Raw genomic sequence first — 26,013 nt, forward strand, 5'->3', positions numbered from 1 at the left:
CTAGTGTACGATTTATTTAAGGTAATTAATTAAATCGTACAACTCTTTATCACTCTCTAACAACAAGGTAAAAAATTTTTCCTCGACTACTCTTATTATTGCTAGTTTTTACTAAAACAATTTTTCAAAATAATCTTATAGTTAATGACGCCTTATATACTAAGGCACAGTCCTACTCTCTTACAAAGAAAATGGCCATTCACTCTTAAGCTTTGCCTCTCCGACTTCATTGGGATTAATTATTAATAATTAATTTAAACGTTATAACATAACAATTAATGTGAGCTATATGTTAATAGTTAGAGATAATCTCAATGAAATATAGTTGTAGTTATTACTTGAAATACCTCAGCATTGCAATTTTGGCTTTGAGCTGTATTACCAAGGCTTTTGCTTCGATTCACGTCAAGGACGTACTCGGAAGGGAGATAGATTTGGAAAAACCAGCAAGCAATATTTTCCTAGGGTTTTATTTTGAAGACTATCTGGCCATCGTGGGACCAGATGCGTACAAAAAAGTGGCTATTTTCCCAAAAAATTCTTGGAAAGATTACCGTCAATCTCAATGGGCAACATATAAAAAAATCATTCCAGAGTTAGAAACGATTATCGATTCAGGCTCTCTTTACACTGGTACTTTTGATTTCGAGAAACTCTTATTAACTAAGCCAGATGTTGCGCTTATTGCAGCATGGCAATATGAGGCTCTTGATGAAAAAGTTGAAATCCTTGAAAAGAGTGGCATCAAAGTTGTGGTTGTAGACTTCAATGCTCAAACGCTTGAAAACCACGTTGCTAGTGCACGTATTATAGGTCAAGTAATGGGTGCAGAAGAACGCGCAGAGACTATCGCAACAGAATACGAAAGCGCCATTAACCTGGTAAAACAACGTGTTATGAAACATCTGGAAAACAAAAAAGTACGCAGTGTGTATGTTGAAGCGGGTACAGGTGGGCCGAGTGAATACGGTAAATCTTACTCAACGACAATGTGGGGCAACCTTTTGAACATGGCGGGTGCCGATAATATCGCCAGTGGGATGTTTGAAGGTTCTGCTCAGCTAACGCCCGAATATGTTTTGAGTCAAGATCCAGAGGTAATCTTTATATCCGGAGCCCACTGGGCTAAGCATAGCGACAGCGCACTGCTTGGCTTCGACAGCACAATGGAAGAAGTGCAGGCTAGATACCGCCCATACCTAAACCGTCCTGGATGGAAACAACTCACTGCGGTTCAAAATGGTGACGTTTACGGTATGTACCACTCAGGAACTCGTACTATTTACGATCACGTCTTCTTATTATACCTAGCGAAGTCGATTTACCCAGAAGCATTTAAAGACATTGAACCTAAGACATTACACCAAAATTTTTTTAAGAACTACATGCCGCAAGCGCTCAAAGGCACTTTCATGATTCAGGTGGAAGTAAACCATGAATAAAAGCATTAAAATGACGTCTAACCTTAATTCCAGCGGCGGTATTTATCAACGAATGCAGAAGCAGCGGAGTAAGATTTTGCTGGTCACCTTTCTGGCGATGAGCCTTTCCGCTTTGTTTGATATTGGTACTGGATCATCGTGGCTCGGTGTTAAGCAAATTCTTGAAGCTCTCCTTGGTGGCCCCTCTGGTGACAACTTATCAACACTCATCGTCTGGCAACTTCGGCTCCCCATCACTCTCACCTGTATCATGGTTGGTGCCTCACTCGGCCTCGCTGGCGGCCTGATGCAAACCCTGCTAGCCAACCCCCTAGCAAGCCCCTATACCCTTGGCATCTCCGCCGCTGCTGGATTCGGTGCTGCCATGGCTTTATTAACCGGTTTTTCAGTGTTTGGTTTGCATTGGTTAGGCGTGCCGTTTGCCGCGTTTTTGACGTCTGGATTAGCGAGCCTAGCGATCTACCTTATTGGTAAGAGTCGAAATATGGACGCCAAAGTACTCATTTTATCGGGTATTGTCGTTCTGTTCTTTTTCCAAGCTCTCCAGTCATTAACCCAATATTTAGCGTCACCAGAGGTGCTACAACAAATTGTTTTTTGGTTATTTGGCAGTTTGTTGAAAGCGAGTTGGTTGTCCTTCTTTGTTTCAGGAGTCGTTTTCATGTTCAGTTTATTCTTTGCGCTGTCGAAAGTGTGGGCACTTACCGCCCTCACTTCGGGCGAAGATCGCGCACTGGCTTTGGGGATTAAGGCAAGCAAGTTAAGGCTACAGATGTTTCTGCTTTGCTCCTTATTAACTGCGGGCGCAGTGTCGTTTGTCGGAACCATTGGTTTCATTGGCTTAGTAGCCCCTCACCTCGCAAGAATATTAGTCGGCGAAGATCAGCGTTTCTACTTACCTTTGGCCGCATTGATGGGCGCGTTGCTTTTATGTACCTCGTCCCTTGTTGCTAAGTTGCTCGTACCAGGCACTATCATTCCAATTGGTATCGTCACATCGTTGATAGGCGTCCCGATACTTCTTTATTTTCTAATAAGCAGGAGGTTTATCTAATGAAGTCACTTTCAATAGAAAATCTCGCCGTCACCGTAGGAAGAAAACTCGTTTTGGAGAAGGTAGAAGCGCACTTTTGGGGCGGAGAATTTTCTGCTATTTTAGGCCCAAATGGTGCAGGAAAGACGACCTTACTCAAGGCCATCATGGGCATTATTCCTTCTGATGGGAAGGTTAATTCCAGTGGAGGGGACGGAAAAAAGTTAGCACCTAGCGCCTTCTCGTACCTGTGTCAGCTCAACAAATCATCCTGTCAATTAACTGTTTTTGAGTTTGTGTTGCTTGGCTTTGTGCATCAGCTGGGCTGGAATGTCACATTTGAACAAGAACAAAAAGCAGAATCCATCCTTATCTATTTAGGTCTGATAAATCTCGCTCCAAGACAGTTTTCTCAACTCAGTGGCGGTCAGCAACAGCTAGTTTCCTTGGCACAAGCGCTGGTTGCTGAGCCCGACGTCTTGCTTTTAGATGAACCAACAAGTGCCCTAGATCTTAGGCATCAAGTTCAAATTTTAGACCTTGTTCGTCAATATACACGAGCAAGAGGTATCATCACCATTGCAGTACTGCATGATCTCTCTCTTGCAGCTCGGTACTGCGACCACCTTCTTTTGCTTAGTGATGGCATCGTACAACACAGTGGTAAACCACAAGACGTGCTCGATTCTGAAAGGCTCAGCCAGATATATCAGGTTCAGGTGAACGTAGGTTGTTGCGTACATGGGCATACTCACGTCACCCCAATTCGGATCCTTGACACTGATTAAAAGCGTAATTGGAATTTATTATGACAATGAATAACAGGCATTATCAATTATTAATCGCTATATCTACATTTGAATCTCAGATCCAAGCTCTGACGCACTACAGTCTTGAAAATTGTGAGTGTTTTGCCCTTTTGCAGGAGAAGCTGGATGAATTATCTTCTTGGATTTTGCAAGAAAACCCTCAGGCCATTAGCAAAGAGTTGGAGGTTACCCCTGAGCATGACCGTCGAATTAAACAACTTCGTGAAACTACCATAAAAGCCTTGTGTATGTTGGAGAAGCATCAATCCCAATGTGCCAGAGAGCATCAGCTCAATCTCAGTGAATATTTATACCAACTGTCTGAAAACACCAAAATTGAACTAAAGAACGCAGGGATTGGAAACAACTCACGAGTGCTGTTTATCGGCTCTGGTTCGTATCCGATTTCTGCATTCACTATATCTCAGTTTACCGGTGCTGTAGTTCATGGCCTCGATATTGATGAGCAAGCAGTGACGATGGCGAATCAACTAGACTTATCTCACTTGTCGACCACTTTTAGCTGCAAAGATCTAATTACTGAGTTCGTCTCTTTTCGACCAACCCATGTCGTAATCGCATCTTTAGTAGAACACAAATGGGAACTACTTAAGCAACTTCAACCCCACCTTAACCGCTCTCACCGTATCTTAGTCCGGTTTGGCAACGGTTTGAAATCCGCATTCAATTACCCTTTTAACCCTAACCTCATTGAAGGATGGGGAACAAAACTGATCCCAAACGATACAGCTATATATGATACCGTTTTGATGGAGCGAGCAGAATGACGGCTTCATTAGGAAAAGTATTAATCGTAGGCACAGGTCCAGCCGCATTTCAGACAGCAAAAATCATTAAAAACCAGTGCGAACAATTAGGGTTAGTAAACCGCTCATCCGAGCGCTGGAAAGCCATGTTCGAAAGTTTACACAACGAAAGTATTGCACATGTTATTGCTGCAAAACCCTCTTTGGAGCCACTGGCTGGACAAGTGATATTTGATGCTATTTTTGAAGATTTACGAGCAGTAGGTGGAGAATGGGATACATTAGTTATAGTTACACCATCTCATGCTTATGCAGATGTTCTGGTAGCTTTACCCAAATCTTGTTTAAGCACTATAAAAATAGTGGTTCTCATTTCATCCTTATTTGGAGGGCACCAGCTTGTAAAAGGTATTTTTGCAGAGCTGAGTTTAGCCCCTAATGTGCTAGTGTTTTCCAATTACTTTGCAGCCACTAAATTCATAACTGGACAAGCTGGGGTTCGTGTCATTACAAAAGCAGTAAAAAAACGTATTTATGCATACTCCAGTCAAGCTGAATGTGCAGTCCTGAATCTGTTGGCTCAAACTTTAGCAGATGTCAGTGTCGCAGTTGTCGAGTTGGAAAATGGATTTAGCGTCGAGGGACGAAACATTACCTCTTTCGTTCACCCCGCATTTTTCATTACACCATTCTCGCTCAATCATATCTTAAGTGAGACGAGAGAAGTTAAGTACATGTACAAACTTTTCCCTGAGGGGCCGATCACAACCGAAACCATTCACACTTTGGTTGAACTATGGCGCGATATATCAAGATTGATGCTGCACTTTAACGGAACACCATTTAATTTGTTACAATTTCTCAATGATGACAACTACCCTGTGCATCCAGAAACCATCCATCGTAGTCAAATTAAACAATTCATGTCGCTCACACCAATAGAGCAGGAATATTTAGTTTACGTACGATATAGTGCGATTCTGATAGATCCTTTTTCTAAACCGGATACCAATGGATGCTACTTCGACTTCTCTGCCGTGCCCTACACCAAAGGCAAGGTAGAGGAAGGCGAATTGTATTTACCTCGAATACCCAGAGAAGATATACAGACTCTTTACTGGCTTCAAGTATTGGGTATAGAACATGGGATTGCATTACCGAGCATCAACCGTGTATTAGGCATGTTCGAATCTTGGTTAAGAGAGTCTCAACTCCCTAACCTCTTGATTGAAGAATGTCACACTCAAGCGCAAAAATACCTCGAGTGGGTACGCCGAGCAAACGAGCTTTAGAGAGAGACTCATGAGTAACGGTGTAACGTTAGCTATATTTTCTGCTTTTATTTTTAGTGTTATGAACGCACTTATTAAAGCGGCCAGCTTAACGATTCCTAGCTCTGAAATTGTCTTCTTTCGAAGCGCCATAGGAACGGTTCTGATTTCGTGGTTAATGTGGCAAACAAATATCAGGTTTTCTACCACGGGTATTCCATTGCTTCTGCTCCGAGGTCTGTTTGGGGCGTTTTATCTGCTGGCTTTTGTATACACCATTGCCCACATGCCTCTAACGGATGCCATCATTTTGGCTTACCTGTCCCCGTTCTTCGTTATATTGCTTTCCAGCCTGATTCTAGGCGAAAAGCTGCCTAGAAAAGCGGCGCTCCTTTTGCCTCTCGTTTTAGTCGGAGTCGCTTTAATTGTTAATCCTTTTAACTTTGACACGTTTAACCTCTACGCACTAGCAGGGATAGCAAGTGCTTTTTTCGCAGCGGCAGCCTCTATTACTATTCGCCACCTAAGCAAGACCCACCATATTTACGAGATTGTTTTCTACTTTCTTTTCACTGCTATGCTGGTATCAGGTTACTTAATGAAAGATGAGTTTGTGATACCACAGGGCCTTACCTGGATTTATCTGATTGCCATTGGTGTTGTATCACTGATTGGGCAAGTTTTTTTAACAAAAGCATTCAGTCATGAAAATGCTGGAGTGGTTGCAGTCACCCGCTATATCGGTCTGGTCTTCAACTTACTTTGGGGGGTTATTTTTTGGCATGAGATTCCAGGCTGGATGACGGCATTAGGCAGCATCACTATTGTATTCGCATGTATATACCTTTCTTTGAAGAAACAATAGCTCACTTTAATAATTAATGGCTCCTTGTATATAAAACAAGCCCAAATAGATAAACCTTCGTGGTGGTTGATTTAACTGAGTTATCCCACGTAATGAGAAACTTACTGCAAACCTTATACTGTGACTTTATCAACATTAGCGGCAAAATTCAGTGCATCACTACACCTGAGCCAACAGAGTCCGAGTGACAAGGCGATTAAGAATATCCCCAGCTTTGACCCGATCTTAACTGCTTCGATTGTTAGTGAAATTAGTTCTGGTGAAAAAATTTCAGAATGGTCAGCAGTTTTCGGCATGTTTTAGTCACTGATTGTGAATACGACGTTAATCGCCTTTCAAGCCTATGTAATTGAAAAGGTACTTATTGAATACGCAACTGAGTACAATAGCTGATGAAAAACGATGAACTACCCTTACGACAATCTTATTACGTAACAAGTTCATTGAAACCGTGGCTTTGAATAGACACTAAGGAGCGGAATACATCATGGCGCAGGTCGCACAGATGACCTAGAAAGCGTTCGGATATATGTTACAACTTGCTTTGCGCCCAGCCATACTGCATCTTCATCAATCTAAAAGGTCAGAGAACCACGGTTAATGAGTGATTAGTTATATTGATCCCAATTAGTTGTTTTTTGAAGAATTTTAGGAATAAGGCTACGAGAGAGAGTGAATGTAGCTGAGCAGATCGTAGGTTCTGAATTTAGTTTCAATGAATGACGCAACAAAACCAGTTTTAATGCGGGTACTTAAGTGACACGGTGTGCCACTTAAGTAATTAAGGTTAAACTCCCTCAAAAACGGGCAGTGCTTCGAACATAACTAATATATTGATCACAATGATGCCCACACCGTAAATAAATACACCAACCAACACCAACTCTCCTCCCGGTACTTGGTAAGGCTTTGATTTTTTATGACCTTCTTCATTCTCCTCAAAATTGTGAGAGGTTACTTGCAGCCTCGATTTCCTTGCTAACAAGGCCGGTACTATACATGCCCAAATTGCAGCGGCCGATGCCGCATAACCAATTGCAGCAAGAAAACCGAAAGGAAAGAGAAGAGAGAAAATCAACGGCGGAATAAATGTGACCGCCCAAGTTTTGGTTCTGCCTTTCGAAGTGGCATCAAATTGGAATAAATCAGCTAAAAAATCGAATACCCCCAAGCCAACTCCTATAAAACTCGACAAAATAGCGGCCGCGGAAAAAGCGCTAATGACATTTGATAACGTCTCTTCTGCTAATACTGCTTTTAAGCTAATGAGTAAGGTATCTATATTGCCACCTTCGGCAATGATAGGTCCGAAACTTACTCTTGGTAAGTTCCCATAAATACTCATTAACCAAACGGTGTAAGTAAAAAGAGCGATGAACGTTCCACCCATGATGGCTTTTTGTGCGAGCCTTTCCTCACGGTAGTAATCTCTTAATGTTGAGACGCAATGGTGGTACCCAAACGCAGTCAAGGCAATGGGGAAAAAGACCCAAACGTATTGCGCATACTCAAATTTCAAATGAGCAGTATCAAGCAAAGTACTGAGATTAACATTAAACCAAAGGCCTACGGTGCCAAAGCTAAAGCTAAAGATCATAAAAAGCATTAGCACAATCGAAATACGGTCGACCATTTTTGTTGAATGCCAAACTAGCCCGGAAAAGATAAAAACGAAAAGGATGGAGGCTAGTTGGGGGGCAATACCAAAATATTCATTCAAAATTAGCCCTGAAGAGGTGATATAGGCATACAGCAAGATCCCCCCAACAAAGTAAATCATTAGGTTATTAAAGAAATTAACCTCTTTACCTAACAAATCTTTCGTTATGGAAGAGAAAGATGACCGGTAAGGGTAATCTTTTAAAACTTCGAGCAATAAACAACCACTGGTTGTCATGATAATCATGGTGAAAACCAAAGCCATTAAAGCCCCGATGGTCCAAACTCCAGCCCCAGCAGCTGGGAGCCCAAGCATACCAGCACCAACGCAAATACATGCGACGATGCAAGCACCTCCAATAAGTGAGGGCGGCTTGGTTGTTATTGCTGGTTTTGCACTGTCCATAACCTGTTTTGTACTATCCATAAGTGGTTACCTTTCATTAGTCCGACATTGCTTTTATGTATGATCACCACCCCATCCGTTCTATCTAATTTCTTCTTCTGAGGGATGACTATAAAAAAGCGCTAGAATCTGGACTCTAGCGCTTAAATCTTAGAAAAAAATAATAATTACAGACTAAATTAGGCACATAATCAGACTTAAACAGAATAAATTTCGTCTTGGTTTTCATCTTACTAAAGGATTATTCCCATGAGCGGGAGAAATCCTGATCTTTAAAGGCTGCTGCAAGGCCTGTGACCTGCTGCAATCGTAAAACCTCATCTTGGTCCATCCCTAGTTCGTAACAAATTTTGTTATTCGTCCAACCCATTTCTTTAAGCTGAATGATAAGGTCTGCAGTGAGCTCTACTTGATGGGAGCCTCGCGCAAGGTTATGACGAACAGATGCCGACATACACTTTTCTTCAGGTAAATTAAGTACCACTGCGGGGATATAACCTTTTAAGGCTTGTAACTCTGGGTTATTTAACAGTAATTGATAACGATGGAAGCCATCGATAACGACGTATTTTTTCGCTGCATTCTTTAAACGATTGACCAAAATAGGCATAGTTACGCCATTTTTCTCCATCGACGTTTTTAGGAGGTTACTTTCTGGAGGCGCCATTTTATTCGGGTTGTATTGGTTAGCTTCTATTTCATCAAGTGGAAGCATTTCAACATGACAAGCCGGCGGTAAATCAGGAATAAGCTCGATGAGTACTTTGGCGGCTTTATTGTAAATTGCTACCTTATCAATTACTTGTTTGTTCGAGTGATTGATAGATTTCAAAGGCTTCTTGGGACGATGCTGATAAGCTAGAATAGGCTCACTTTTCATTAGTATTACTCTCTTCTCCATAGAGGGCATGGTATTGCTTTGCTAAGGACTTGTTGTACCCAAAAGAGAGTCCTCGGCACCAATAATCATTTTTAATCAGTACTTTACAAATTCTTCTCCAACTAGGAACTTGCTTCCTAGATTCCAATTTACTCTCTGCGTAATCGGGGATGCAGGTCACTCCTTTTTGAGGACCGTTTTTACGCCACCATTGTAAGAATTTAAAAATTCGATCACGATAGTGTTGTTCAACATGTGGCGGCATAGTTTTTAGAAGGTATTTACTGTATTGCCGGTAGCTAAGCCCCGGTGGTAATTCAAAGCGATAATAACCAAGGATACGGCCCTGATTTTTTGAATACCGAGCGCCAAAGTTACAGCCTTCAACTCTGGCTACTAATTTTTGCCAGGTATGAGGCTCCAAAATTTGATATAACCAAAGCCCTTTTCTTTGCTCATCCCCAAAAGGTTGGCAAAGCCGTTGCTGTGAAAGAGGAACGCCAGCCTTATGCATTAAGTCGTAAATACAGTTGTAATCCCAATTGAAGCGCGAGTTAGCGATCCAAATATCTGGAGTTCTCCAATCATAAAGAGGGTAAGCCATGTAGACATCGCTCTGCATTTGAGTCGTCCAATATTTATCATCTAATTTCTTTTTGGCGCGATTTTTAATGGTTTTAAAACGATGTAAAGACTCATCCGCTCGTATACCAATGAGCACAGCAATTGGCGAGTCTTTCTTTTGTTGGTACCAACGAGCAAATTTAAAGACGAAATCCTCAAACTCCATACCTTTTTTAAAAAACGGGAAATACTCCAGATCGGAAATCACGCCTTCATGTTGTGGTATCTCTCTGACCCATTGCGCTTCCTTATCAGGATCCCAACAAAGCCATTTAGGCTGAAATTGTGAAATTGAATTTCTTAAGCTCAGCGGTAAACAAACCCAGTATGGATTTACTTCACCACGAAGTACCATACGCTCAATAAAAGCATGAGTTTCATGGTATTGGGCTTCGAAATCGACAATGAGTACATCAACAGGTAATCGACCACGTTTTTTTGATTCTTGGATAGTTAAATTCAAAAGAACACCAGAATCTTTCCCACCGGAAAACGAGACATAAAAGTGGCTAAAGTTATCGAGAAGGTACAATATTCTTTGGCGCGCTCCTTCGAGCACATTGTAATCCAGCTGAATCTTGTCTCGAGAGAAGGAACCTTTTCTTCTACCCTTGGTAATCATAGGTCCGCCAATTTATTAATATTCAAATAAAAATATATAAATCCCGTGTCTTTTATAAATTAATTATTGGTAATTAATTTAATTTCTAGGTACAGATTTGAAGCCTCATCGTAAAGAGCCGCTCTCCCGTTGTGATTTAGGTAAGAACGGCTTGGCTTACATTAAAAACTGAAGTGAATATTACCTCTTAAACCAACAACCCAGCTGTCATCAGCTTTTGAGTTATTCGGTAAAGAATAAAGATATTGCACATTAGGGGTTAGGGAAATCGGCCCCCAATTGATTCGGTAATAAATTTCTGAGTTATAAGATTCGTCCACTACCCTAGGGCTATTCGGTTTAGCCCAACCAACAGCAACACCAAGCAGACCAGGCCCTACCCCACTATATCCGGAGCCCAACACGACAGAAGATTTGTATAGAGCCTCAGGTCCTTGCGCGACACCGGCTCTGAAAAATGGTATCCATGAGCCCGTTTTATATATGGACGACCAATTTGCGCCATAGTTTTCGCTAGCTTGCTCTTTTCGCCCATCGCTGTGCCAAACGGTTAGGTGTGAATTCTTCAAATAAAAATCGTCTTTCGACTCCACCCAACCTATTTCTAGGGACTTAAAGTATTGATTATCATTAATGAACTGTTCAACACCATCGAAAGGCTTAGTCGAATCAGCTTTTGCATCAGAGAAACTTGCATAAAAATAATAATTTTCCGACATCATATGGCGTAGAACGCCGCCGAATGTTGATTCATCTGGGATTGGGATGGAACCGGAACCGGTACTAAACTGTAAGTTAGAAAAACCATAGTAAGGGTTACCCAACTGATAAGTATCAACATAATCAGTCGTATCTAAAAAACCAACCATCATATCGGTAGATTGTTTATTAAAGGTTTGTGTCCAATAAAGATTCGTTAACCTTAAACCTATATCACTAAAAGCGGGTTGGATTAAACCAAACCCTCCGACATTATCCATGACAAACTCAGAGGGCGTACTATCTGTATAACCGTGCTTATGATCGACCCTCAGCTGCAAAGCTCCAGTATCACTCTCTTTTTGATATGCAAGCCAATTTAATGTAATGCGTGCTATGCCAGCCGCTGCGCTGCTCTCCTGATCCGACAAGTTTTCACTCGACGTTAAACCAAACACATAGTAATCCACCGCACCCTTTAGAGCCTTCTCTTCAGCAGCACTCGTCCACGTTGGTGTGATAAAAACGCCAGCACCGACAAGCGTTAACCAAAAACGCTTGGCTTTCTCCGTAAATGGGACTTTTTCTCTCATATCAATAACTTCCTGTTGTTGTCATGGGGTTGTACGACTCAGCTCAACTTTATTGTTATTCAGTTGATTATTAATACGGATTTGGAAAATGAATACTTGTAATTAATAAATAATTTAAGTGTTCTGCTTTATTGATTTGTCATAATATTTGTTAAAATAAAAAATCCCTCAATTTTAGATACCAACATCAAAAAATGAGGTATATACTATTTCTCATTCCTATATGGAGGCAGAAATGGAAAACCAACACACTACAACCACGTTTCAAGCGCTTAAAACCGGTGCAGACGCTTATATTCAACGTCGCAATCAACGTTTACTGGCTAATCACCGCAAAGAGTTGCGTAACTTCACCCGAGCAGAGGCATCAACCTACCTTGGCATTGATGCAAAAACGCTTGATCGGTACGTTACTGCCGCTGAGATAGATCCTCGTCGTCATGAAGACTCCCAATGGTCGATCGATATCGCGGAAATGTACAAGGTACGTAACCTACTGCCAAATAATCTACGTAAAGACGATAAGTTTATACGCAGTGAGCAGCAAAAAACGCAAGTGATGGTTATCCAGAACCAAAAAGGCGGGGTTGGCAAAACCGTTTCTGCCGCAACTATCGCATCAGGTTTAGCGACCGAGTTTCACCAAGAGTACCGTATTGGTTTAATAGATATGGATGGCCAAGCCACACTTTCAATGTATTACGCCCCCGAAGCCGAGCAAGAAGGTAACTTGTCTGTTGGTGATCTGATGATGAAAACCTTCGATCTTGATGAAGGTGAAACCGTTGAACAAGTTATCTCTGAAGCCTTTCTTGAAACGACTATCCCAAACTTACGCATTTTACCTGCAGCACAAAGTGATCGGGCGATGGAAGGTTGGTTTCATGAGCAAGTGTTCGGCCAAACCTTAGCTTCACCTTATTCACTACTAAAAGACATCATAGATAACGTTAAAGACGAGTTCGATATCATCATTATCGATACCCCACCTTCGCTCGGCTATGCGACCTTTAACGCGTATTTTGCCGCAACGAATGTAGTGTTCCCTTTGTCGATTACAGAGAATGACATTGATGCTACCTGCTCTTACTTCAGTTACATTCCACAAGTGTGGGCGCTGTTAGAGAACGCAAACCATGAAGGCTACGACTTCATGAAAATACTACTTACTAACCATCGTGATAGCTCAACCACGACCGAATTAATGAATAACCTGTACGATCAGTTCTCTCCTTACTTGTACTCTAAAGAGTTTAAGCACAGCGAAGCTGTCCGCCAGTCATCTTCCCTACTCTCGACCGTGTTTGACCTGTCCAAAAGTGAATACCCGAAAAGCAAAGCAACCTTCCAAAGCGCGCAACAAAACAGCTATGAAGTGACAAGCCAGATCTTGCGCGATCTTCTCAACGTTTGGCGTGAACAGGAGAACAAATAATGGCGAAAAAACGTGGCGGTAGCCCTCTAGGCAATGCTCCTGGTTCAGCGCAAGCACAACAGTCCGCGGCCAAAGCTAATTTAGACACACTCACAAATCAACTCAGCACTGAGCTAGAAAAAAGTGGACAAAACGCTGAAGATTACCTTAGAGCGACATTCGGATTAGAGTCCGTTGGCCAAAAAATGGTTTGGCAACTAGCTTCTGGTTCAACAGCGACCTTTAACGAAGTGACATTGTCACACGATCAGGTTAAGCAGAACTCTTTTGTGACTTTTGATGTTAATGGCCGTGACCAATCTTTGCTAACCAAAGAGTCATTGGAAGATTTAAACTCGTTAGAGTTTCAACAGTTTTACCCTGCTGTTGGTCGCGAAATAGATGGTCGTATCGATGTGCTTGATGGCTCTCGCCGCCGTGCTTGGTTCTTATTTCAAGAAGGCCGCGTAAAAACATTTCGAATTCTCGTCACCCAAGACGAACTGTCTACTGCCGATGCCAAAGCACTAGCAAAACAGTTGCAAACCGCAAAAGAGCACAACCAGCGCGAAATTGGATTACAGTGTCAAACTCTCATGAAGAACGGCGAACTCACTCAAGAGGATACGGCAAAAATCTTAAATATAAGCCGCCAAGCAGTAGGTCGAGCGCTAAAAGCAGCCAGTATTGACAGTAAATTGATTGCACTATTCCCTGTCGTTAACGACTTGTCTCATACTGATTATTCACTGCTAGCTAAAGTGATGAAAGCCTTTACCAATGATAATAAAGCTTTGAGTAATTTCATAAAAAAAATAACCAGTAAAGCTGTCAATGCTCAGCCTGAGCAGAGCCAAGAAGACGCCAAAGACGAGCTGATTACTTGCATTAAAACTGAGTTAAAGATTGTTGAAACCAAACAACAATCAGACAAAGCTACCGTGACTTTGTTAGCTGAATTCGACAGCAAAGGTATGTTCGCACGTAAAAGAGTGAAAGGCCGTAACTTCTCGTATGAATTTGGGCGATTATCCAAGGATGTTCAAGCTGAACTTGATGAAGCTATCCAATCAATACTAGGTAAACATCAGTAACCCTCTCAAAAAAGGCTCTATTTCCTCGGAGCCTTTCTCCTTCTCTATAATCACTAGAATCCTACAAAAAAATAGGATGACTACAAGTAACACGACTAAGCCATTAATAACAAAATAGGTTTGGGGAACTTCATTATTAGACTTAGCATGACTTCATCCTCTATATCCAAAAAAATTGGCTAAGTGCAGAGTGCTTGACTCGAGGTGAGCCAACGTTTAAATGGTGGTTAAAACCTGACAAAAAAACCATTAATTTATGGCTAATAAATGAACTCAAAGACCTTGAGTTAATCCCACCCTAAAACAATCTATATTTCCGATTCTTGCGCTACAAACTGGGGAAGAAAAGCAAAATAATGCTACTTTCGGGTTGAGAACATCGACAAACACGCTATCCCAAAAGATTTTACGAGGGAAGTGACTAAAAACCGTAGCAAAACCGTCTGAGCGACACTATAAAGCATAGCTGGAAGGCGTAAAGAAAAACCACCGTAACAAACATCAACAACTGATTATTTTCTAGTATTCTCACCCTCCTTTTATTTCCTACTACACTAAAAAAACCATGACCTCATAAGGACTGCTCTTTTGAAGGATTCTATCCTATATAAATAAAGAATTTATAATTTCATATACTCACCCAGCTAATAACGTATAAGTTAATGTTATTATACTGGTTTATCTATAAATAATATAAATCAGTAAAAACTAATGGTTAAACACGTTTATTAATAATCATTTTTTATTAAAAATTCAGAATGTATAACTATAAATTGAAAGGGTACGATATGAATACATTCTCAAAAGGAGTTTTGGGGTATGGAGACACTTATATGCCGTTCTTTCCAATCATTTATCGACTTCTGCGACAATGATATCGTTGAGGGCAAAAATGTTCATTGCACCTTTAAAGCCTGTAAGGATAAAGACTGGCGTTGGATGCAAATCTACTTAGAAGAAAAAAGAGGTAAAGATCTCACCTTTAGCTTAATATGAAATTGGTGGCACAATTTCATTTTTTAAAAAACTCACACTTCAATTCAAAATATGAACCATTATATTAAGTCTAGATATAACCTAATAACCCCCCCTAAGAATATGGAGAAATGCTATGTTAAGAGCACAATTGGACAACGTAAAACTACCTATAGGTAATTGCGTATTGCAAAGAGACGAATCGGGGGCTCAACTCATTCTCAGTAATCAAAAATCATTTTCAATCACCCTGCCTGAAAGCTGCATATTAGAAACTCTGATCCAAAAAGAAGAATCTATCTCGACTAAAGAAGAGTTAGTCATTGCTGCATGGGGTAACCCGGATATCATCGGCCCTAACTCTTTGCCAGTCGCTATTACCAACCTCAGAAAAGTATTAGAACTTGATAGTATAAAGATCGTTAATGTTCCAAGAAAAGGTTACAAGCTCCATATCCCTGAGTTTGAAACTTCTCTAGACCCACCCAAACCGATAAAATCACTTCATTCTAACCATTTCAAAAGAACATCCAATAACTACCTAAGACTCTATCAATGGGCTCTTGTGGTCTTATCTTCTACTACCCTCTCTGTACTAATAATCAGCTATTTCTACTTTTGGCACACATTTGACATCGTCAACGTCAACGTCAATAAGCAATCGAGCCAAATCTGCCTAGCTAAAAAAGATGAACTTAAATTCATCATCTTAGCCTCTCAAAACAACTTAGTTTATCAGCCCCTAGAAAGCTATCACACTAACCCATAACCCTCATTACTCTTTAATTTTTCAGAAAAAGAGAAACAGCCCCTTTGCTGTATGCAAAGGGGCACGACTTAAAGTGCAGGTTCAAATGTAGCGTTAAAGTGTCTCAATACCTTAGGCTCATAAGTAAACTTTAAACCTGCAATCGATGAAGCACGTTTCTTTACTTCTTTAAAAGCGGCAATAATGTAATCAAGGTGGGCCTGTGTATAGGTTGCTCTGGGAATAGCTAAACGAAACAATTCAGCTGGGCAAGGAAGCTGCTTTCCTGTTTCAGGATCACACCCTAGTAATAAAGAACCGATTTCTGCACCTCGAATTCCTGCCACCTTATAAAGCTCACAAGACAAAGCATGTCCCGGAAACTGTTCTGGTAAAATATTAGGTAATAATGCACCAGCATCAACAAAGGCAGCATGCCCACCCGCTTGCTGGCAACGAACCCCTAACGCTTCTAAGCCATTAACTAAATATTCGACTTGCTGCAAGCGTGACGCTAACCAGTCTTCTTCCATTCCATCATAAAGCCCAACAGCCAAACGTTCCATCGCCCCACCTTCGAGGCCTCCATATGTTGGAAAGCCCTCCAATAACACACATAACGTTTTGCATTCCAACTGCACATCTAAGAAGCTATCGTCTTTGAAAGCGAGTAGCCCCCCAATAGGAACCATTGCATCTTTTTTTGCTGACATAGCAAAAATATCGGCATATTTAAACACTTCTCTAGTGATCTCTTGAATACTCCACTCTGAATAGCCTACTTCACGCTGCTTAATAAAATAAGCATTCTCAGCAAAGCGGGCGCAATCCATAACAACAGGGATATCATAAGATTTCGCTAATTCATAAACAGCCTTAAGATTTCCAATAGAGACTGGCTGGCCACCTGCAGAATTGCAAGTAATCGTGCTCACAATATAAGGCACGTTTTTAGCTCCAACCTCTTCGATTCCAGCTGCGAGCGCTTTCAAATCAAAGTTACCTTTAAAGTCTGCTTTAATTTTAGTATTAAAAGCTTCAGGTAAAGGCACATTGATCACTCGACAGTTATTGTGTTGGGTGTGCCCTTGTGTGGTATCAAAAAAGTAATTTGAAAATGCAGCCATTTTGTTTCGTTCTAGCCCCTTATCTCGCTCACATTTATTGATCAAAGCGGGGACATATAGCTGTTCAGCTCCCCGCCCTTGGTGTGTGGGGATGGTAAAATTATAACCAAAAATATTTTTTACCGCTTGACTAAGTGTCCTGTAGCTTCGACTGCCACTGTACGACTCATCACCTCTCAACATTGCAGACTGCATGGCTTGCGTCACTGCACCTGTACCACTATCAGTCAGCAAATCGATAAACACATCGTCACTCTCTAATAAAAAAGGGTTGTACCCTGCTTTCATCAGCGCCTGCTCTCGTTCTCGCTCCGTTGTTCTTTTAACTGGTTCAATAACCCTGATTCGATAAGGCTCCGGCAAATAGTGTGAATCCATCGGATGTTCTTGATTATTGCTACTTACTGACATAGGTATTTCTCCAGACATTTTTATTATTAAATGAGTGCTTGGGGAAGGCATAACTAAAACTCTGTAGTCAGTACATTCCACCCTGATTAATTACGGATTAAGGCGCTTCTAGCTTTTCTCAATCCAACCTCATTAAAATTAACCCAAAAAATGGGTTTGGATATTAATTTCAGCGTAAATTAACTATTAATAAACAAGGTATATTAAGTAAAAAATGGAACTGGAGAGGCCAAAAAATTGCGCTTTCCCAAGAAAGAAAATATTCAAATTCACGCGCAATTGGCAAGAAGGAGAGTAAAGCTAAGTCATTAATTTTTATTAATAATAATAATTAAATAAAAGATATATTCTCTATAGTTTTACTATAGAAAATCATGGTATTGATAAAGAAAATAAAGATACCTTTCTGGTAAAATAGAGATAGCGATTTTATTATGATTCTAGGCAATACATTAGTTGTAGGCGCAGGACCCGCCGGCATTCAAACCAGTCAGATTCTTTCTCCTTTTAGCAAAAAAATAGCTCTCATAAGCAAAAGTTCTCATCAATGGGAGAATAGAAAAAGACTAATGCGACAGCACGAAAACGTTGCTAACTGTGAAGTAAGTAATCCACAATTAGCACCACTAGTTGGTCTTATTAAATTTGATGAGCTTTATACAGACTTATCTCCCCTTCCCTCTTCCTGGGATACGTTAGTCCTAGCGACTCCCGCTCACGCTTATTGTGATGTGCTGGCTTCTTTTTCTGAACTCTGCTTAAAAAATCTAAAGCAAATCATCCTTATGTCATCCATGATCGGTGGGTGTCTTATTCTAAAAGGGATGTTAAAAAAGAAAGGGGCATCTCCAAATATCATTCTTTTTTCTAGCTACTTTGCAACGTCTCATTTTTCATATAATCCAACAACACAGCACCCCCTTACTGTCACGACTAAAACTGTGAAAAAAAGGGTGTATATTTATCTCTCCGAACCCAATGAGGTATTGTTTAATGCTTTAAGAAACGCCTTAGAAAAAGTTGAAGTTCAAGTCATCCTATTTGATAACCCATTTAGTGTAGAAGGCAGAAACATCGCAACTTATGTACATCCTGCTTTTTTAATCAATACGTTTTCTTTAGATCATATTATTTCAAACGAAGAAGACATTAAATATATGTACAAGCTCTATCCCGAAGGCCCTATCACCATGGGGTTGATCAAAGAATTACTACATCATTGGAAATCAATTTCTCGACTACTAGAGCATTACTCAGCGGAACCAATCAACTTGCTTCAGTTGCTCAATGATGAAAACTTCCCTATACATGAGGTTACAATTCCAAGGAATAAAATAGATTCTTTCAATGAACTTAGTGAGATGGAGCAAGAGTACCTACTCTATGTCCGATATAGCACAATACTGATAGACCCAGACCCTTTTTCAGAATCCAACACAAAAAAAAACACTTTTGAGGTTTCAGCTAAACCTTATCTCAAGGGAAAGGTTAGGCAAGGACGACTACAACTACCTAGAGCACCATTAGAAGATTTGCAGACACTTTACTGGCTTAATCACTTAGTTCAACAATCTAGCCTTGTTTCTTCTATCACCTTTCAATCAATAGAAGTGTTTGAATCTTGGGTAAAAGAAAGAAACCTACCCAGTACATTAATCCAAGCCTTAAAACAACGCGCTTATGAATACTACGTTTATGCGACACCTTCTATCAGCCAATAAATTATCCTTAATTACTATAAGCATAGAAGGTGTTTGCTTAGCATTTTACTGTTTTGCTTCACAAGAAGTAACGAAGGAAAAGGAGATTAAGGTGCGAATAAGAAAAGCAACTATCAACGACATATCCTCTATCAATGCTCTATGTCATGAACAGCTGGCAGGCAGCCACAGTAAAATTAGGCATTACAACAGAGAGCAAAACGAATACAGCTTGAATGATTACAACTTAAGTAATCTAAGAATTATTGACTTACTTTTCACCGAATCCTTGATGAAAGAAAAGATCGAGAATAAAAACATTTATTTTTTTGTCGCTGAAACAAAAAAGAAACAAATAGTAGGCTACCTAATAATCAGTGTTCATTATCCTAAAAAAAAGCCAGTAATCCAACAACGAGCTCCATCTTTCTATGCTTATATCGAACGGTTCTATGTATCGTGTCAATATCACGGACAAGGTATTGAACTAGCACTACTCAATAGTTTTGATTATTGGAAAAAACACAAATCAACCCACTAATATTATCTTTCAAAATACGGGGAAAAGTTGTCAATGCTCAGGCTGAGCATTGACAACTTTTCCCCGTATTTAAATTAGTCTAAAACGATTAGCTTTCCATTCAAGCGCCTCAATCACACCTTATTGATACATGCATCCCAATCAAAAAAGAAAAGGTGAAAACCAGTCCCACAAGTAAGGTGGGAGAGGGTAGTACACACCATCACCCCTCCGGCCGAAATAGCATATTCAATTGGGTAGCCTGTCCGAAATATTCCTCCAAACAAATAAAAACTTCTGTCGCTGTAAGGCTAGAAAGGGACCCCAGACACTGTCATCACATCAATCAAGATATGGCTAGCGCCGCCCCAAGCAAATGCCATCCCGATCCCGTAGGAATCCTAAACCGAAATAAAGGCGAGGGCAGCGAGTAACCATGAGTAAATACATGCGTAGAGCCTCGATGCTTGATGTGTCTATTACCAAGCTTAAGCACGTATTCAAACCAATTGGGGGCAGTTACACCTTCAACACAATGAGGCGATGAAATTACAGCGCAAATAGCGCCAACAATTAATGTGTGATTGAGCCATTTAATTGTGAATAAGTATCGGAAGTAGAGCGGAGAGGAAAGCGAGTTTTTGAAGGTAAAGGTCAAACTTGGTTGTTACCACCGTATAATTGGACTCATTCCTAATTACTAAAGAATTAGAAGTGAGTCCTTCCATGGTATCTAAGTGGATAAATGAACTTGTTGAAAGCGGTCTATTATCAACAGAATCGTCATTAGAAAATAACACAACTGATTATTCAACAGAGCAGCTATTTTTCATCGTAATTGATACTGCAACAATGTCTGAACGAGAGTTGGCTGAATACTGTAAGCTAAAGGGTTATTTGTCGATGACGTTAAAGCTTGGCGAACACTATCAATCAAGGCACAGAGTACAACATCGGCCTCCTCATTATCACACAATGAAAATAAGCAACTACGTGAATATCGCCGAAAAATAAAAAATCTAGACAAAAGAATTAGCACGTAAAGAGAAATCACGCACTGAAACGGCTTTATTACCTGATTCTGCGGGAAAAGTTCAATGCCCTCAGGGAAACCAGCGAGGAAGACTGATTCCTATTCCAGAGCGGCTTAAAATTGTCACTATTGTTGACGAAGCTGTACGTAAGGGGACAACAAAGACAACAGCTTGCACTACCCATTGGATTGTCCATACGAACGTTTCAGCGCTGGACACAGAATACAGGAGAAATCTCAGACGACAAGCGACAACACCTTCATAAAAATGAGCCTCACAACAAGCAATCAGAAACAGAAAGACAGCAGATCTTAGATACCTGCAATGCTCCAAAGTATGCAGATTTACCAACAAATATCATAGTTCCAATGTTGGCTGACAAAGGTATTTATATTTCTTCCAAGTCAAAATTTTATCGAGTACTAAAACCAATCAGCTAAGCAAACGAACTCGCACCAAAGATACAAAAAGCCTGCAAACCAAATCAGGTCTGGAATTGGGGGAATAGGAAGCAGAGTTACTCCAAAGGACAATATGGCGAGAAAGGTGCGTTCATAGGAGCACTACACTCTGACAACGGTGCTCCTATGAGAAGCTACACTATACTTGCAAAGATGTATGCCCTTGGAGTAGTAGATCTTACCTTACTCTAGGCCTTGAGTAAGCAATGACAACCCATACTTAGAGTCGTTGTTTAAACCAATAAAGTATTGCCCTTCTTGGCCACTTGATGGGTTATCTTCCATTGAAGAAGCTCAATGTTGGATGGATAACTTTGTAGATTGGTAAATAATGAGCATAAAGTATATAACACCTCAACAGAGACAATGCAGCGAGGATAACGAGACTCTCCGTCAGCGTATATAAATCTACGGCCAGACTCAATTGGCTCATCCAGGCAGAATCGGCAAACAAGAGACTGGAGTTATATCTATGAGGTGTACTTGACCCTAAAAAGTGCAGCGTAACCATTAGTGTTACTGAATTGTAAAAAAACGACAACTTGCTTGAAAAACAGCGGGAATCAGTGATCGGTTTAAACCTAAATGGATTATCAGAATGCTCCGATATACACAATCCAATCGGTATATGTAGCTTCATACATCACCACCAAAAAGAGATAAAGCCCCATTAGTTTCTATCGATCGATAGCTTGCTTGCTACTGAGGTAACTGTGGCGATACGACGTTGATACTCCCATTCCGCTCGCGAGATTGTTCAGTTGTCGAGTAAAACGGCATCTTGCCAATAACCCCAATGTAATGCTTTGTGGCTTCAAGCCATCCTTCTGGGTCATATTCATCGATATTGAATTCATGCCAGCACCAAGCTTACTCTTCTCTGGGTAGCACTTAAGTACAGTATTAAAAATTAAATCCGGATCCACTTTTGGTGCCGGCGGGAGGGTATGGGTTGAGACATTATAGTGGGGATCTTAACCTTTTAACTTTTAAAGTAGGGGGGGTCGTAAGACTTGATTTCTGACGGAAGCAACTCAGCTTCTTCTCAAGGGATCCTCATCCCCCAATCATTGGCGTAAGCAGCACTGAACCCAAATAAACTAATCCATATAAGGAAAACATTAATCAACACGCGTTGACCTTCTTCCCATTCCTAACATCTGTAAATCACCAAGCACCCACAACCATAAACCAAATCAAGGTTTTGCTGTGTCTAACTTACATCGCTTACTAAGTTAATTAGCTGTGAAAAAGACGTGATAATAGGCCAAAAAGATAGAAGAAGTAGTCCTTGCTTGACGCCATTAACCACACTTTGAAAGATAGTAAACATTTACGTACTATCTGTGCTTTCTAGTCAGTTTATGCGTATCATCGAAGTAAAGCTTGAGTATCAAGAAGATAATCAGCCAAGAAATCCACTTTTATCAAATTGAGCCTCCTCCAAGGCTTATAATGTTCTGAATGTACTTTATTGTCTTGGGACCATTTTGCAATGTATTTCATCTCCCTACCTAAATTGTACACTCCAGTAATTGTCTGACAGCAAACTGGTTTCTTTACGATCACAATTTAATGGAAAGCATCTTGGATCATTAACAATCAATGATCCACATAACGTGTTTCCATCTAGACACTGTGACACTGTTACTTACTATTTTTACCAAGCTAAAAACTTAGTTCCCCCCATTTATTTTATATCACTGGTGAATACCTACAACGATCAGAGTAGTAATCCCCTAAGATGCAAATACATAACAAAAAATTAATGGATCAAATAAGATTGTTAGAGTGTTAACACTTACTTAATGAGCAACGTCAAAGCTCCCTAGAGATTTGACGTTGCTCGTTAAGTCACCGGCTGAACCTAAGTGAAGTTGGTATTGTTATAAAACTAGATCCTAAAGGTTCTAGTTTCTTAGTACCCGCCTAAAAATATGAACATTTGCCGAAATCATATAGATATTCACCGAAGTAATATCAATATTTACCGAAGAAATATTGATATTAAACGATCAAAAATATAAACATTTACCGAATTAAAGAATTTCACTGTTAACATTAACCGATCTAGAAGATAGGGAAGATCATAATTTAAATTTAATTTATGGTTATTAGGCAAAGTTGTCTAAAAAACGATCAAAACATAGGCTTGATTATTAATCCAATAGTTAGTTTGATCCTTAACACTCAAGTAAACATTTACCGAAGTAAGTGGTTATTTACCGATATTTATACATAATTTATGTGATGTACTATAGATATTTACCGAAATCATATAGACATCTACCGAAGTTGGTGAGGTAAGTAAGGTTATCTGTTAGAATAATACTATCGCGTTATTAGGTAATGATCATGACTTCAACATCTAGCTCTAGTTTGACGGTTATTAATGAAGAAGACCGTAAAAATCGGTTTATCTCATCCATTTTATTTTCGAGAGCTACCATCTTTCATCCAGCTTCACGCTTAACATCCACAATGCAATCCAAACTCATTGAGATTGCACAAAGCGGGGGGACTGATCCTAACTATCCATTAGAAAGCGTGAATATTAACAGTTATGGAAAAAACTTCAGAGTTGATCTGCATGTTGATTACCTACTTCAACCACATCGAGATATCTTAGAAACCATGCTGGCCTATGCCCAAACTATTCAATTGGACGACAATTCTTATGATGCTGGCTCACGTTTAACCTGGTCTCAGGTATACCAAACCATAACGGACGGTGATATCTCTGATACTCAACAAGATGGTTTCGATTCATTTATTGATCGAGATGCGACTGTTCTGTCAATGGGTATGTATGAGTTAGCAACCCGAATGGGTATGGCGACCACTCGCGCGAACTATGATCAAATAGAGCGTCGTATTACTCAGTTAGCAACGGCTCACTTGGTGATAAATGAACTTGATGAAGAGCAGAATGTAGTCAGCAAAAAGCCGTTAGAGTTTGTTCAAGATTACCGATTTTATTGTGATCGAAGTAAATTCAAAACAGGTCGTAAGAACAGTAAGAACCTCACTAACCACGTGTTCTTAGTGCCAGATATGCGTTTACTGCAAGCAATACGCGACCATGGTTACTACTATCGATTAGAACAACACAAAATGACCAACTACAGTAAACCGTCGGTTCGTTCATTCTTAAAATACATTACTACGCATAAAGCTGAATTCTTACACAACAAGAAGTTTGAGTGGGCACTCGATAGCTACATTCAATCTATTGCTTCAAAAGTCAGCCATAGCTTCCGTAGTGATCTCAGAAAAGATTTGTTGGCTAATGCCGTACAAATCGAAAAAGACTTTAGCCTTCAATTTCGCGATGTAGGTAATGGTATACAGATATTTTATATAGGGGAGGGTGGATCATGAACACTCAATCTCTTGATAGCTTGATGTCTTCATCTGCAAGTCAAAACCTAAGCTTCAGCCTGAAAGGTTTACTTAAAGGACATGTAGGCATGTTGATTGCTGCGCCTAATGTCGGTAAGTCTCATCTAGCATTGTGTATTGCAATGGAACACGCTTCTTCAATGTCTTTACTCGGGATGAGCGCGGCCGGAAAACCCGCAAAAACTTTGGTATTGAGTTCTGAAGACGGAGTTGGCGTGATTCAATCTCGCATGAAAGAAAAGCTGACTAATTGCACTGCCACTATTAAGTCAGAGCTAAAAAATAATCTCCACTTTCTAACCGATATTGAACCGATAGTGATCCCGCCAGATAGCTCTGCACAAGAACAGGCAGAACATAAGCAGTATTTAGCACAACTCAAGCAAACCTTCTCGGAATTCGACTTAGTGATAGTGGATACGGTGACGGAATCAATAGGCCGTTGTGAAGAGGTAAAACACGATCGCTTAATCAAAAATGTTTTTCAGAGCCTTGCCAGTGAATCAGGTGCCAGTTTGTTGCTTGTCCATCATGTAAATAAAGATGAGATCCGCGGTAACCAAGAAATTACCATGGCATCAGGCGCAGGTTTAACATCGGTAATGCGACTAACAAAGTGCTTGTTTACGTTAAAGAGAAACAAAGAATCTTTGTCGATTAAATATCTTAAGAGCAATTATTTACCTGAAAATGAAAATCAAGAGTTTGCGGTTGAAGTGAGACAAAGCCTCACTATTAATCCACAGGTATTCAGTTTAAAATCTAAGGCGTCTAAGCCTGCTCGCTCAGCGCAAAGCATTAAGCAAAACCCAAAAAAAATCACACTGCCCGGAACTATTCCAGAGCAAAAAGAAATTGAAGAGCGAAAAAACCTTAGAGACGTCTTGTAAGTAACCTATCACACTTTGAACAGCACCGACATCCGGTGCTGTTTTCTTATCTGACACTGTTCGCACTTTCTGTTACTCGTTCAATTTTTTCGCTCAGCTTGTTCAGTTTGGAACGCTTTTACTTAAGGAGAAAGCATGGCGAACTACGCGTATTTAAGAGTCTCCTCAAACAGCCTAGATGTGGCAACAGGAAAGAAAAAATGGCGGTAACGTAAGTTAGTCGAGGGTATGACGAACGGAGATTACATCGTGTTTATTGAAGTCATTCGAATTGCTCGTTCGATGTTACAAGTGCTTGAGGTACTTGAAGTGCGTATGGAAAAGAAGATCAATGTTTATATAGCTAAACATAACTTACCACTGGATGGTTTAATGCAATCTTGCATAACCGCTACGGTGCTAGGACTTACGGCAGAAATAGAGCGTGAGTTTATCTCGATGAGAGCGAAGGAAGTACTTAAAGATGGGCTTGGGGATTAGTCCCACAGAAAAATTGTTCGATGAAGAGCCGAGTACGCTGCGTGACTATATTAAGCAACGCAAGTTAACCCTTAAATTAGCTTGAGG

At 40.3% G+C, this 26,013-nt stretch carries 20 protein-coding genes and 3 pseudogenes; 16 read left to right on the forward strand and 7 right to left on the reverse strand.

Annotated elements, in window-relative coordinates; all coding sequences use genetic code 11:
- Positions 1-434 precede the first annotated feature (434 nt).
- The 6 genes from F0232_RS17055 to F0232_RS17080 are packed head-to-tail and all read left to right on the forward strand — an operon-like array spanning position 435 to position 6,187.
- A complete protein-coding gene (locus tag F0232_RS17055; protein ID WP_237300749.1) occupies positions 435-1,442 on the forward strand; it encodes an ABC transporter substrate-binding protein in 1,008 nt (335 codons plus the stop codon).
- Positions 1,435-2,496: an iron ABC transporter permease gene (locus tag F0232_RS17060; protein ID WP_171750925.1), complete on the forward strand. Its 1,062-nt coding sequence runs from the start codon at positions 1,435-1,437 to the stop codon at positions 2,494-2,496. Before F0232_RS17055 ends, F0232_RS17060 begins: the two co-directional genes overlap by 8 nt.
- Positions 2,496-3,263, forward strand: coding sequence for an ABC transporter ATP-binding protein (locus tag F0232_RS17065; protein WP_171750926.1), 768 nt, complete (start codon positions 2,496-2,498; stop codon positions 3,261-3,263). The genes F0232_RS17060 and F0232_RS17065 overlap by 1 nt, the downstream gene beginning before the upstream one ends.
- Before the next feature lie 20 nt (positions 3,264-3,283).
- A complete protein-coding gene (locus tag F0232_RS17070; RefSeq protein ID WP_171750927.1) occupies positions 3,284-4,072 on the forward strand; it encodes a nicotianamine synthase family protein in 789 nt (262 codons plus the stop codon).
- Positions 4,069-5,343, forward strand: a complete 1,275-nt coding sequence (locus F0232_RS17075; RefSeq protein WP_171750928.1) for an opine metallophore biosynthesis dehydrogenase — start codon at positions 4,069-4,071, stop codon at positions 5,341-5,343. The genes F0232_RS17070 and F0232_RS17075 overlap by 4 nt, the downstream gene beginning before the upstream one ends.
- Before the next feature lie 10 nt (positions 5,344-5,353).
- Complete coding sequence (locus F0232_RS17080) at positions 5,354-6,187, forward strand: DMT family transporter (RefSeq protein ID WP_171750929.1); 834 nt, start codon at positions 5,354-5,356, stop codon at positions 6,185-6,187.
- A gap of 787 nt (positions 6,188-6,974) precedes the next feature.
- On the opposite strand, the gene F0232_RS17085 is transcribed toward F0232_RS17080, so the two are convergent.
- The 4 genes from F0232_RS17085 to F0232_RS17100 form a co-directional block, all read right to left on the reverse strand.
- Complete coding sequence (locus F0232_RS17085; RefSeq protein WP_171750930.1) at positions 6,975-8,273, reverse strand: aromatic amino acid transporter; 1,299 nt, start codon at positions 8,271-8,273, stop codon at positions 6,975-6,977.
- A 220-nt stretch (positions 8,274-8,493) separates the two neighbouring features.
- Positions 8,494-9,132 carry a ParB/RepB/Spo0J family partition protein gene (locus F0232_RS17090; RefSeq protein ID WP_171388194.1) on the reverse strand — a complete coding sequence of 213 codons (639 nt, stop codon included), beginning with the start codon at positions 9,130-9,132 and terminating at the stop codon, positions 8,494-8,496.
- On the reverse strand, positions 9,122-10,378 hold the full coding sequence (locus F0232_RS17095) for a phosphoadenosine phosphosulfate reductase (RefSeq protein WP_171388193.1): 1,257 nt from the start codon (positions 10,376-10,378) through the stop codon (positions 9,122-9,124). Before F0232_RS17095 ends, F0232_RS17090 begins: the two co-directional genes overlap by 11 nt.
- 161 nt (positions 10,379-10,539) lie before the next feature.
- Positions 10,540-11,670, reverse strand: a complete 1,131-nt coding sequence (locus F0232_RS17100) for a carbohydrate porin (protein ID WP_171750931.1) — start codon at positions 11,668-11,670, stop codon at positions 10,540-10,542.
- 235 nt (positions 11,671-11,905) lie between these two features.
- Here F0232_RS17100 and F0232_RS17105 point away from each other — a divergent pair, with 235 nt between their 5' ends.
- The 4 genes from F0232_RS17105 (at position 11,906) to F0232_RS17120 (ending at position 15,922) form a co-directional block, all read left to right on the forward strand.
- Positions 11,906-13,105 (forward strand): ParA family protein, encoded by a 1,200-nt coding sequence (locus tag F0232_RS17105; RefSeq protein ID WP_108167740.1) that lies wholly within the window; start codon positions 11,906-11,908, stop codon positions 13,103-13,105.
- Positions 13,105-14,178, forward strand: a complete 1,074-nt coding sequence (locus F0232_RS17110) for a ParB family protein (RefSeq protein ID WP_105058899.1) — start codon at positions 13,105-13,107, stop codon at positions 14,176-14,178. Before F0232_RS17105 ends, F0232_RS17110 begins: the two co-directional genes overlap by 1 nt.
- An 819-nt stretch (positions 14,179-14,997) precedes the next feature.
- Entirely contained in the window at positions 14,998-15,174 is a 177-nt protein-coding gene (locus F0232_RS17115) for a hypothetical protein (protein ID WP_171750932.1), read from the forward strand.
- A 115-nt stretch (positions 15,175-15,289) separates the two neighbouring features.
- Positions 15,290-15,922, forward strand: a complete 633-nt coding sequence (locus F0232_RS17120; protein WP_171388191.1) for a winged helix-turn-helix domain-containing protein — start codon at positions 15,290-15,292, stop codon at positions 15,920-15,922.
- A gap of 68 nt (positions 15,923-15,990) precedes the next feature.
- Here the strand turns inward: F0232_RS17120 and tnaA are convergent, their stop codons facing one another.
- Entirely contained in the window at positions 15,991-17,406 is a 1,416-nt protein-coding gene (gene tnaA, locus F0232_RS17125; protein ID WP_171750945.1) for a tryptophanase, read from the reverse strand.
- Between the two features lie 467 nt (positions 17,407-17,873).
- Here tnaA and F0232_RS17130 point away from each other — a divergent pair, with 467 nt between their 5' ends.
- Positions 17,874-19,160: an opine metallophore biosynthesis dehydrogenase gene (locus F0232_RS17130; protein WP_171388190.1), complete on the forward strand. Its 1,287-nt coding sequence runs from the start codon at positions 17,874-17,876 to the stop codon at positions 19,158-19,160.
- A gap of 91 nt (positions 19,161-19,251) precedes the next feature.
- Entirely contained in the window at positions 19,252-19,680 is a 429-nt protein-coding gene (locus F0232_RS17135) for a GNAT family N-acetyltransferase (RefSeq protein WP_171388189.1), read from the forward strand.
- A 120-nt stretch (positions 19,681-19,800) separates the two neighbouring features.
- On the opposite strand, the pseudogene F0232_RS25245 reads toward F0232_RS17135, so the two are convergent.
- Positions 19,801-20,257 (reverse strand): annotated as a pseudogene (locus tag F0232_RS25245) (metal-dependent hydrolase).
- A 116-nt stretch (positions 20,258-20,373) separates the two neighbouring features.
- Here F0232_RS25245 and F0232_RS17140 point away from each other — a divergent pair.
- The gene (locus F0232_RS17140) at positions 20,374-20,673 is read left to right on the forward strand and encodes a hypothetical protein (protein WP_171750933.1); all 300 of its coding nucleotides are present in this window, start codon (positions 20,374-20,376) and stop codon (positions 20,671-20,673) included.
- 1,175 nt (positions 20,674-21,848) lie between these two features.
- Here F0232_RS17140 and F0232_RS25080 read toward each other — a convergent pair.
- Positions 21,849-22,187: pseudogene (locus F0232_RS25080) on the reverse strand (hypothetical protein); the annotation flags it as partial.
- A gap of 1,322 nt (positions 22,188-23,509) precedes the next feature.
- On the opposite strand from F0232_RS25080, the gene F0232_RS17145 reads away from it, so the two are divergent.
- The 3 genes and pseudogenes from F0232_RS17145 to F0232_RS17155 all read left to right on the forward strand — a co-directional run bounded on the left by F0232_RS17145 (position 23,510) and on the right by F0232_RS17155 (position 26,011).
- Positions 23,510-24,535: a DNA mismatch repair protein gene (locus tag F0232_RS17145; protein WP_105058895.1), complete on the forward strand. Its 1,026-nt coding sequence runs from the start codon at positions 23,510-23,512 to the stop codon at positions 24,533-24,535.
- Entirely contained in the window at positions 24,532-25,446 is a 915-nt protein-coding gene (locus F0232_RS17150) for an AAA family ATPase (RefSeq protein WP_171388188.1), read from the forward strand. Before F0232_RS17145 ends, F0232_RS17150 begins: the two co-directional genes overlap by 4 nt.
- A 135-nt stretch (positions 25,447-25,581) precedes the next feature.
- Positions 25,582-26,011, forward strand: a pseudogene (locus F0232_RS17155) (recombinase family protein).
- The last annotated feature ends 2 nt before the right edge of the window (positions 26,012-26,013 follow it).

It is taken from the genome of Vibrio sp. T3Y01 (genome assembly GCF_013114525.1).
Classification (GTDB): Bacteria; Pseudomonadota; Gammaproteobacteria; order Enterobacterales; family Vibrionaceae; genus Vibrio; species Vibrio chagasii_B.

Coding starts and splice junctions, on each gene's coding strand:
- F0232_RS17080 (WP_171750929.1), top strand. CDS start 5,354: ATGAGTAACGGTGTAACGTTAGCTATATTTTCTGCTTTTATTTTTAGT.
- F0232_RS17070 (WP_171750927.1), top strand. CDS start 3,284: ATGACAATGAATAACAGGCATTATCAATTATTAATCGCTATATCTACA.
- F0232_RS17130 (WP_171388190.1), top strand. CDS start 17,874: ATGATTCTAGGCAATACATTAGTTGTAGGCGCAGGACCCGCCGGCATT.
- F0232_RS17115 (WP_171750932.1), top strand. CDS start 14,998: ATGGAGACACTTATATGCCGTTCTTTCCAATCATTTATCGACTTCTGC.
- F0232_RS17075 (WP_171750928.1), top strand. CDS start 4,069: ATGACGGCTTCATTAGGAAAAGTATTAATCGTAGGCACAGGTCCAGCC.
- F0232_RS17100 (WP_171750931.1), bottom strand. CDS start 11,670: ATGAGAGAAAAAGTCCCATTTACGGAGAAAGCCAAGCGTTTTTGGTTA.
- F0232_RS17090 (WP_171388194.1), bottom strand. CDS start 9,132: ATGAAAAGTGAGCCTATTCTAGCTTATCAGCATCGTCCCAAGAAGCCT.
- F0232_RS17145 (WP_105058895.1), top strand. CDS start 23,510: ATGACTTCAACATCTAGCTCTAGTTTGACGGTTATTAATGAAGAAGAC.
- F0232_RS17085 (WP_171750930.1), bottom strand. CDS start 8,273: ATGGATAGTACAAAACAGGTTATGGACAGTGCAAAACCAGCAATAACA.
- tnaA (WP_171750945.1), bottom strand. CDS start 17,406: ATGGATTCACACTATTTGCCGGAGCCTTATCGAATCAGGGTTATTGAA.
- F0232_RS17105 (WP_108167740.1), top strand. CDS start 11,906: ATGGAAAACCAACACACTACAACCACGTTTCAAGCGCTTAAAACCGGT.
- F0232_RS17060 (WP_171750925.1), top strand. CDS start 1,435: ATGAATAAAAGCATTAAAATGACGTCTAACCTTAATTCCAGCGGCGGT.
- F0232_RS17065 (WP_171750926.1), top strand. CDS start 2,496: ATGAAGTCACTTTCAATAGAAAATCTCGCCGTCACCGTAGGAAGAAAA.
- F0232_RS17110 (WP_105058899.1), top strand. CDS start 13,105: ATGGCGAAAAAACGTGGCGGTAGCCCTCTAGGCAATGCTCCTGGTTCA.
- F0232_RS17150 (WP_171388188.1), top strand. CDS start 24,532: ATGAACACTCAATCTCTTGATAGCTTGATGTCTTCATCTGCAAGTCAA.
- F0232_RS17095 (WP_171388193.1), bottom strand. CDS start 10,378: ATGATTACCAAGGGTAGAAGAAAAGGTTCCTTCTCTCGAGACAAGATT.
- F0232_RS17120 (WP_171388191.1), top strand. CDS start 15,290: ATGTTAAGAGCACAATTGGACAACGTAAAACTACCTATAGGTAATTGC.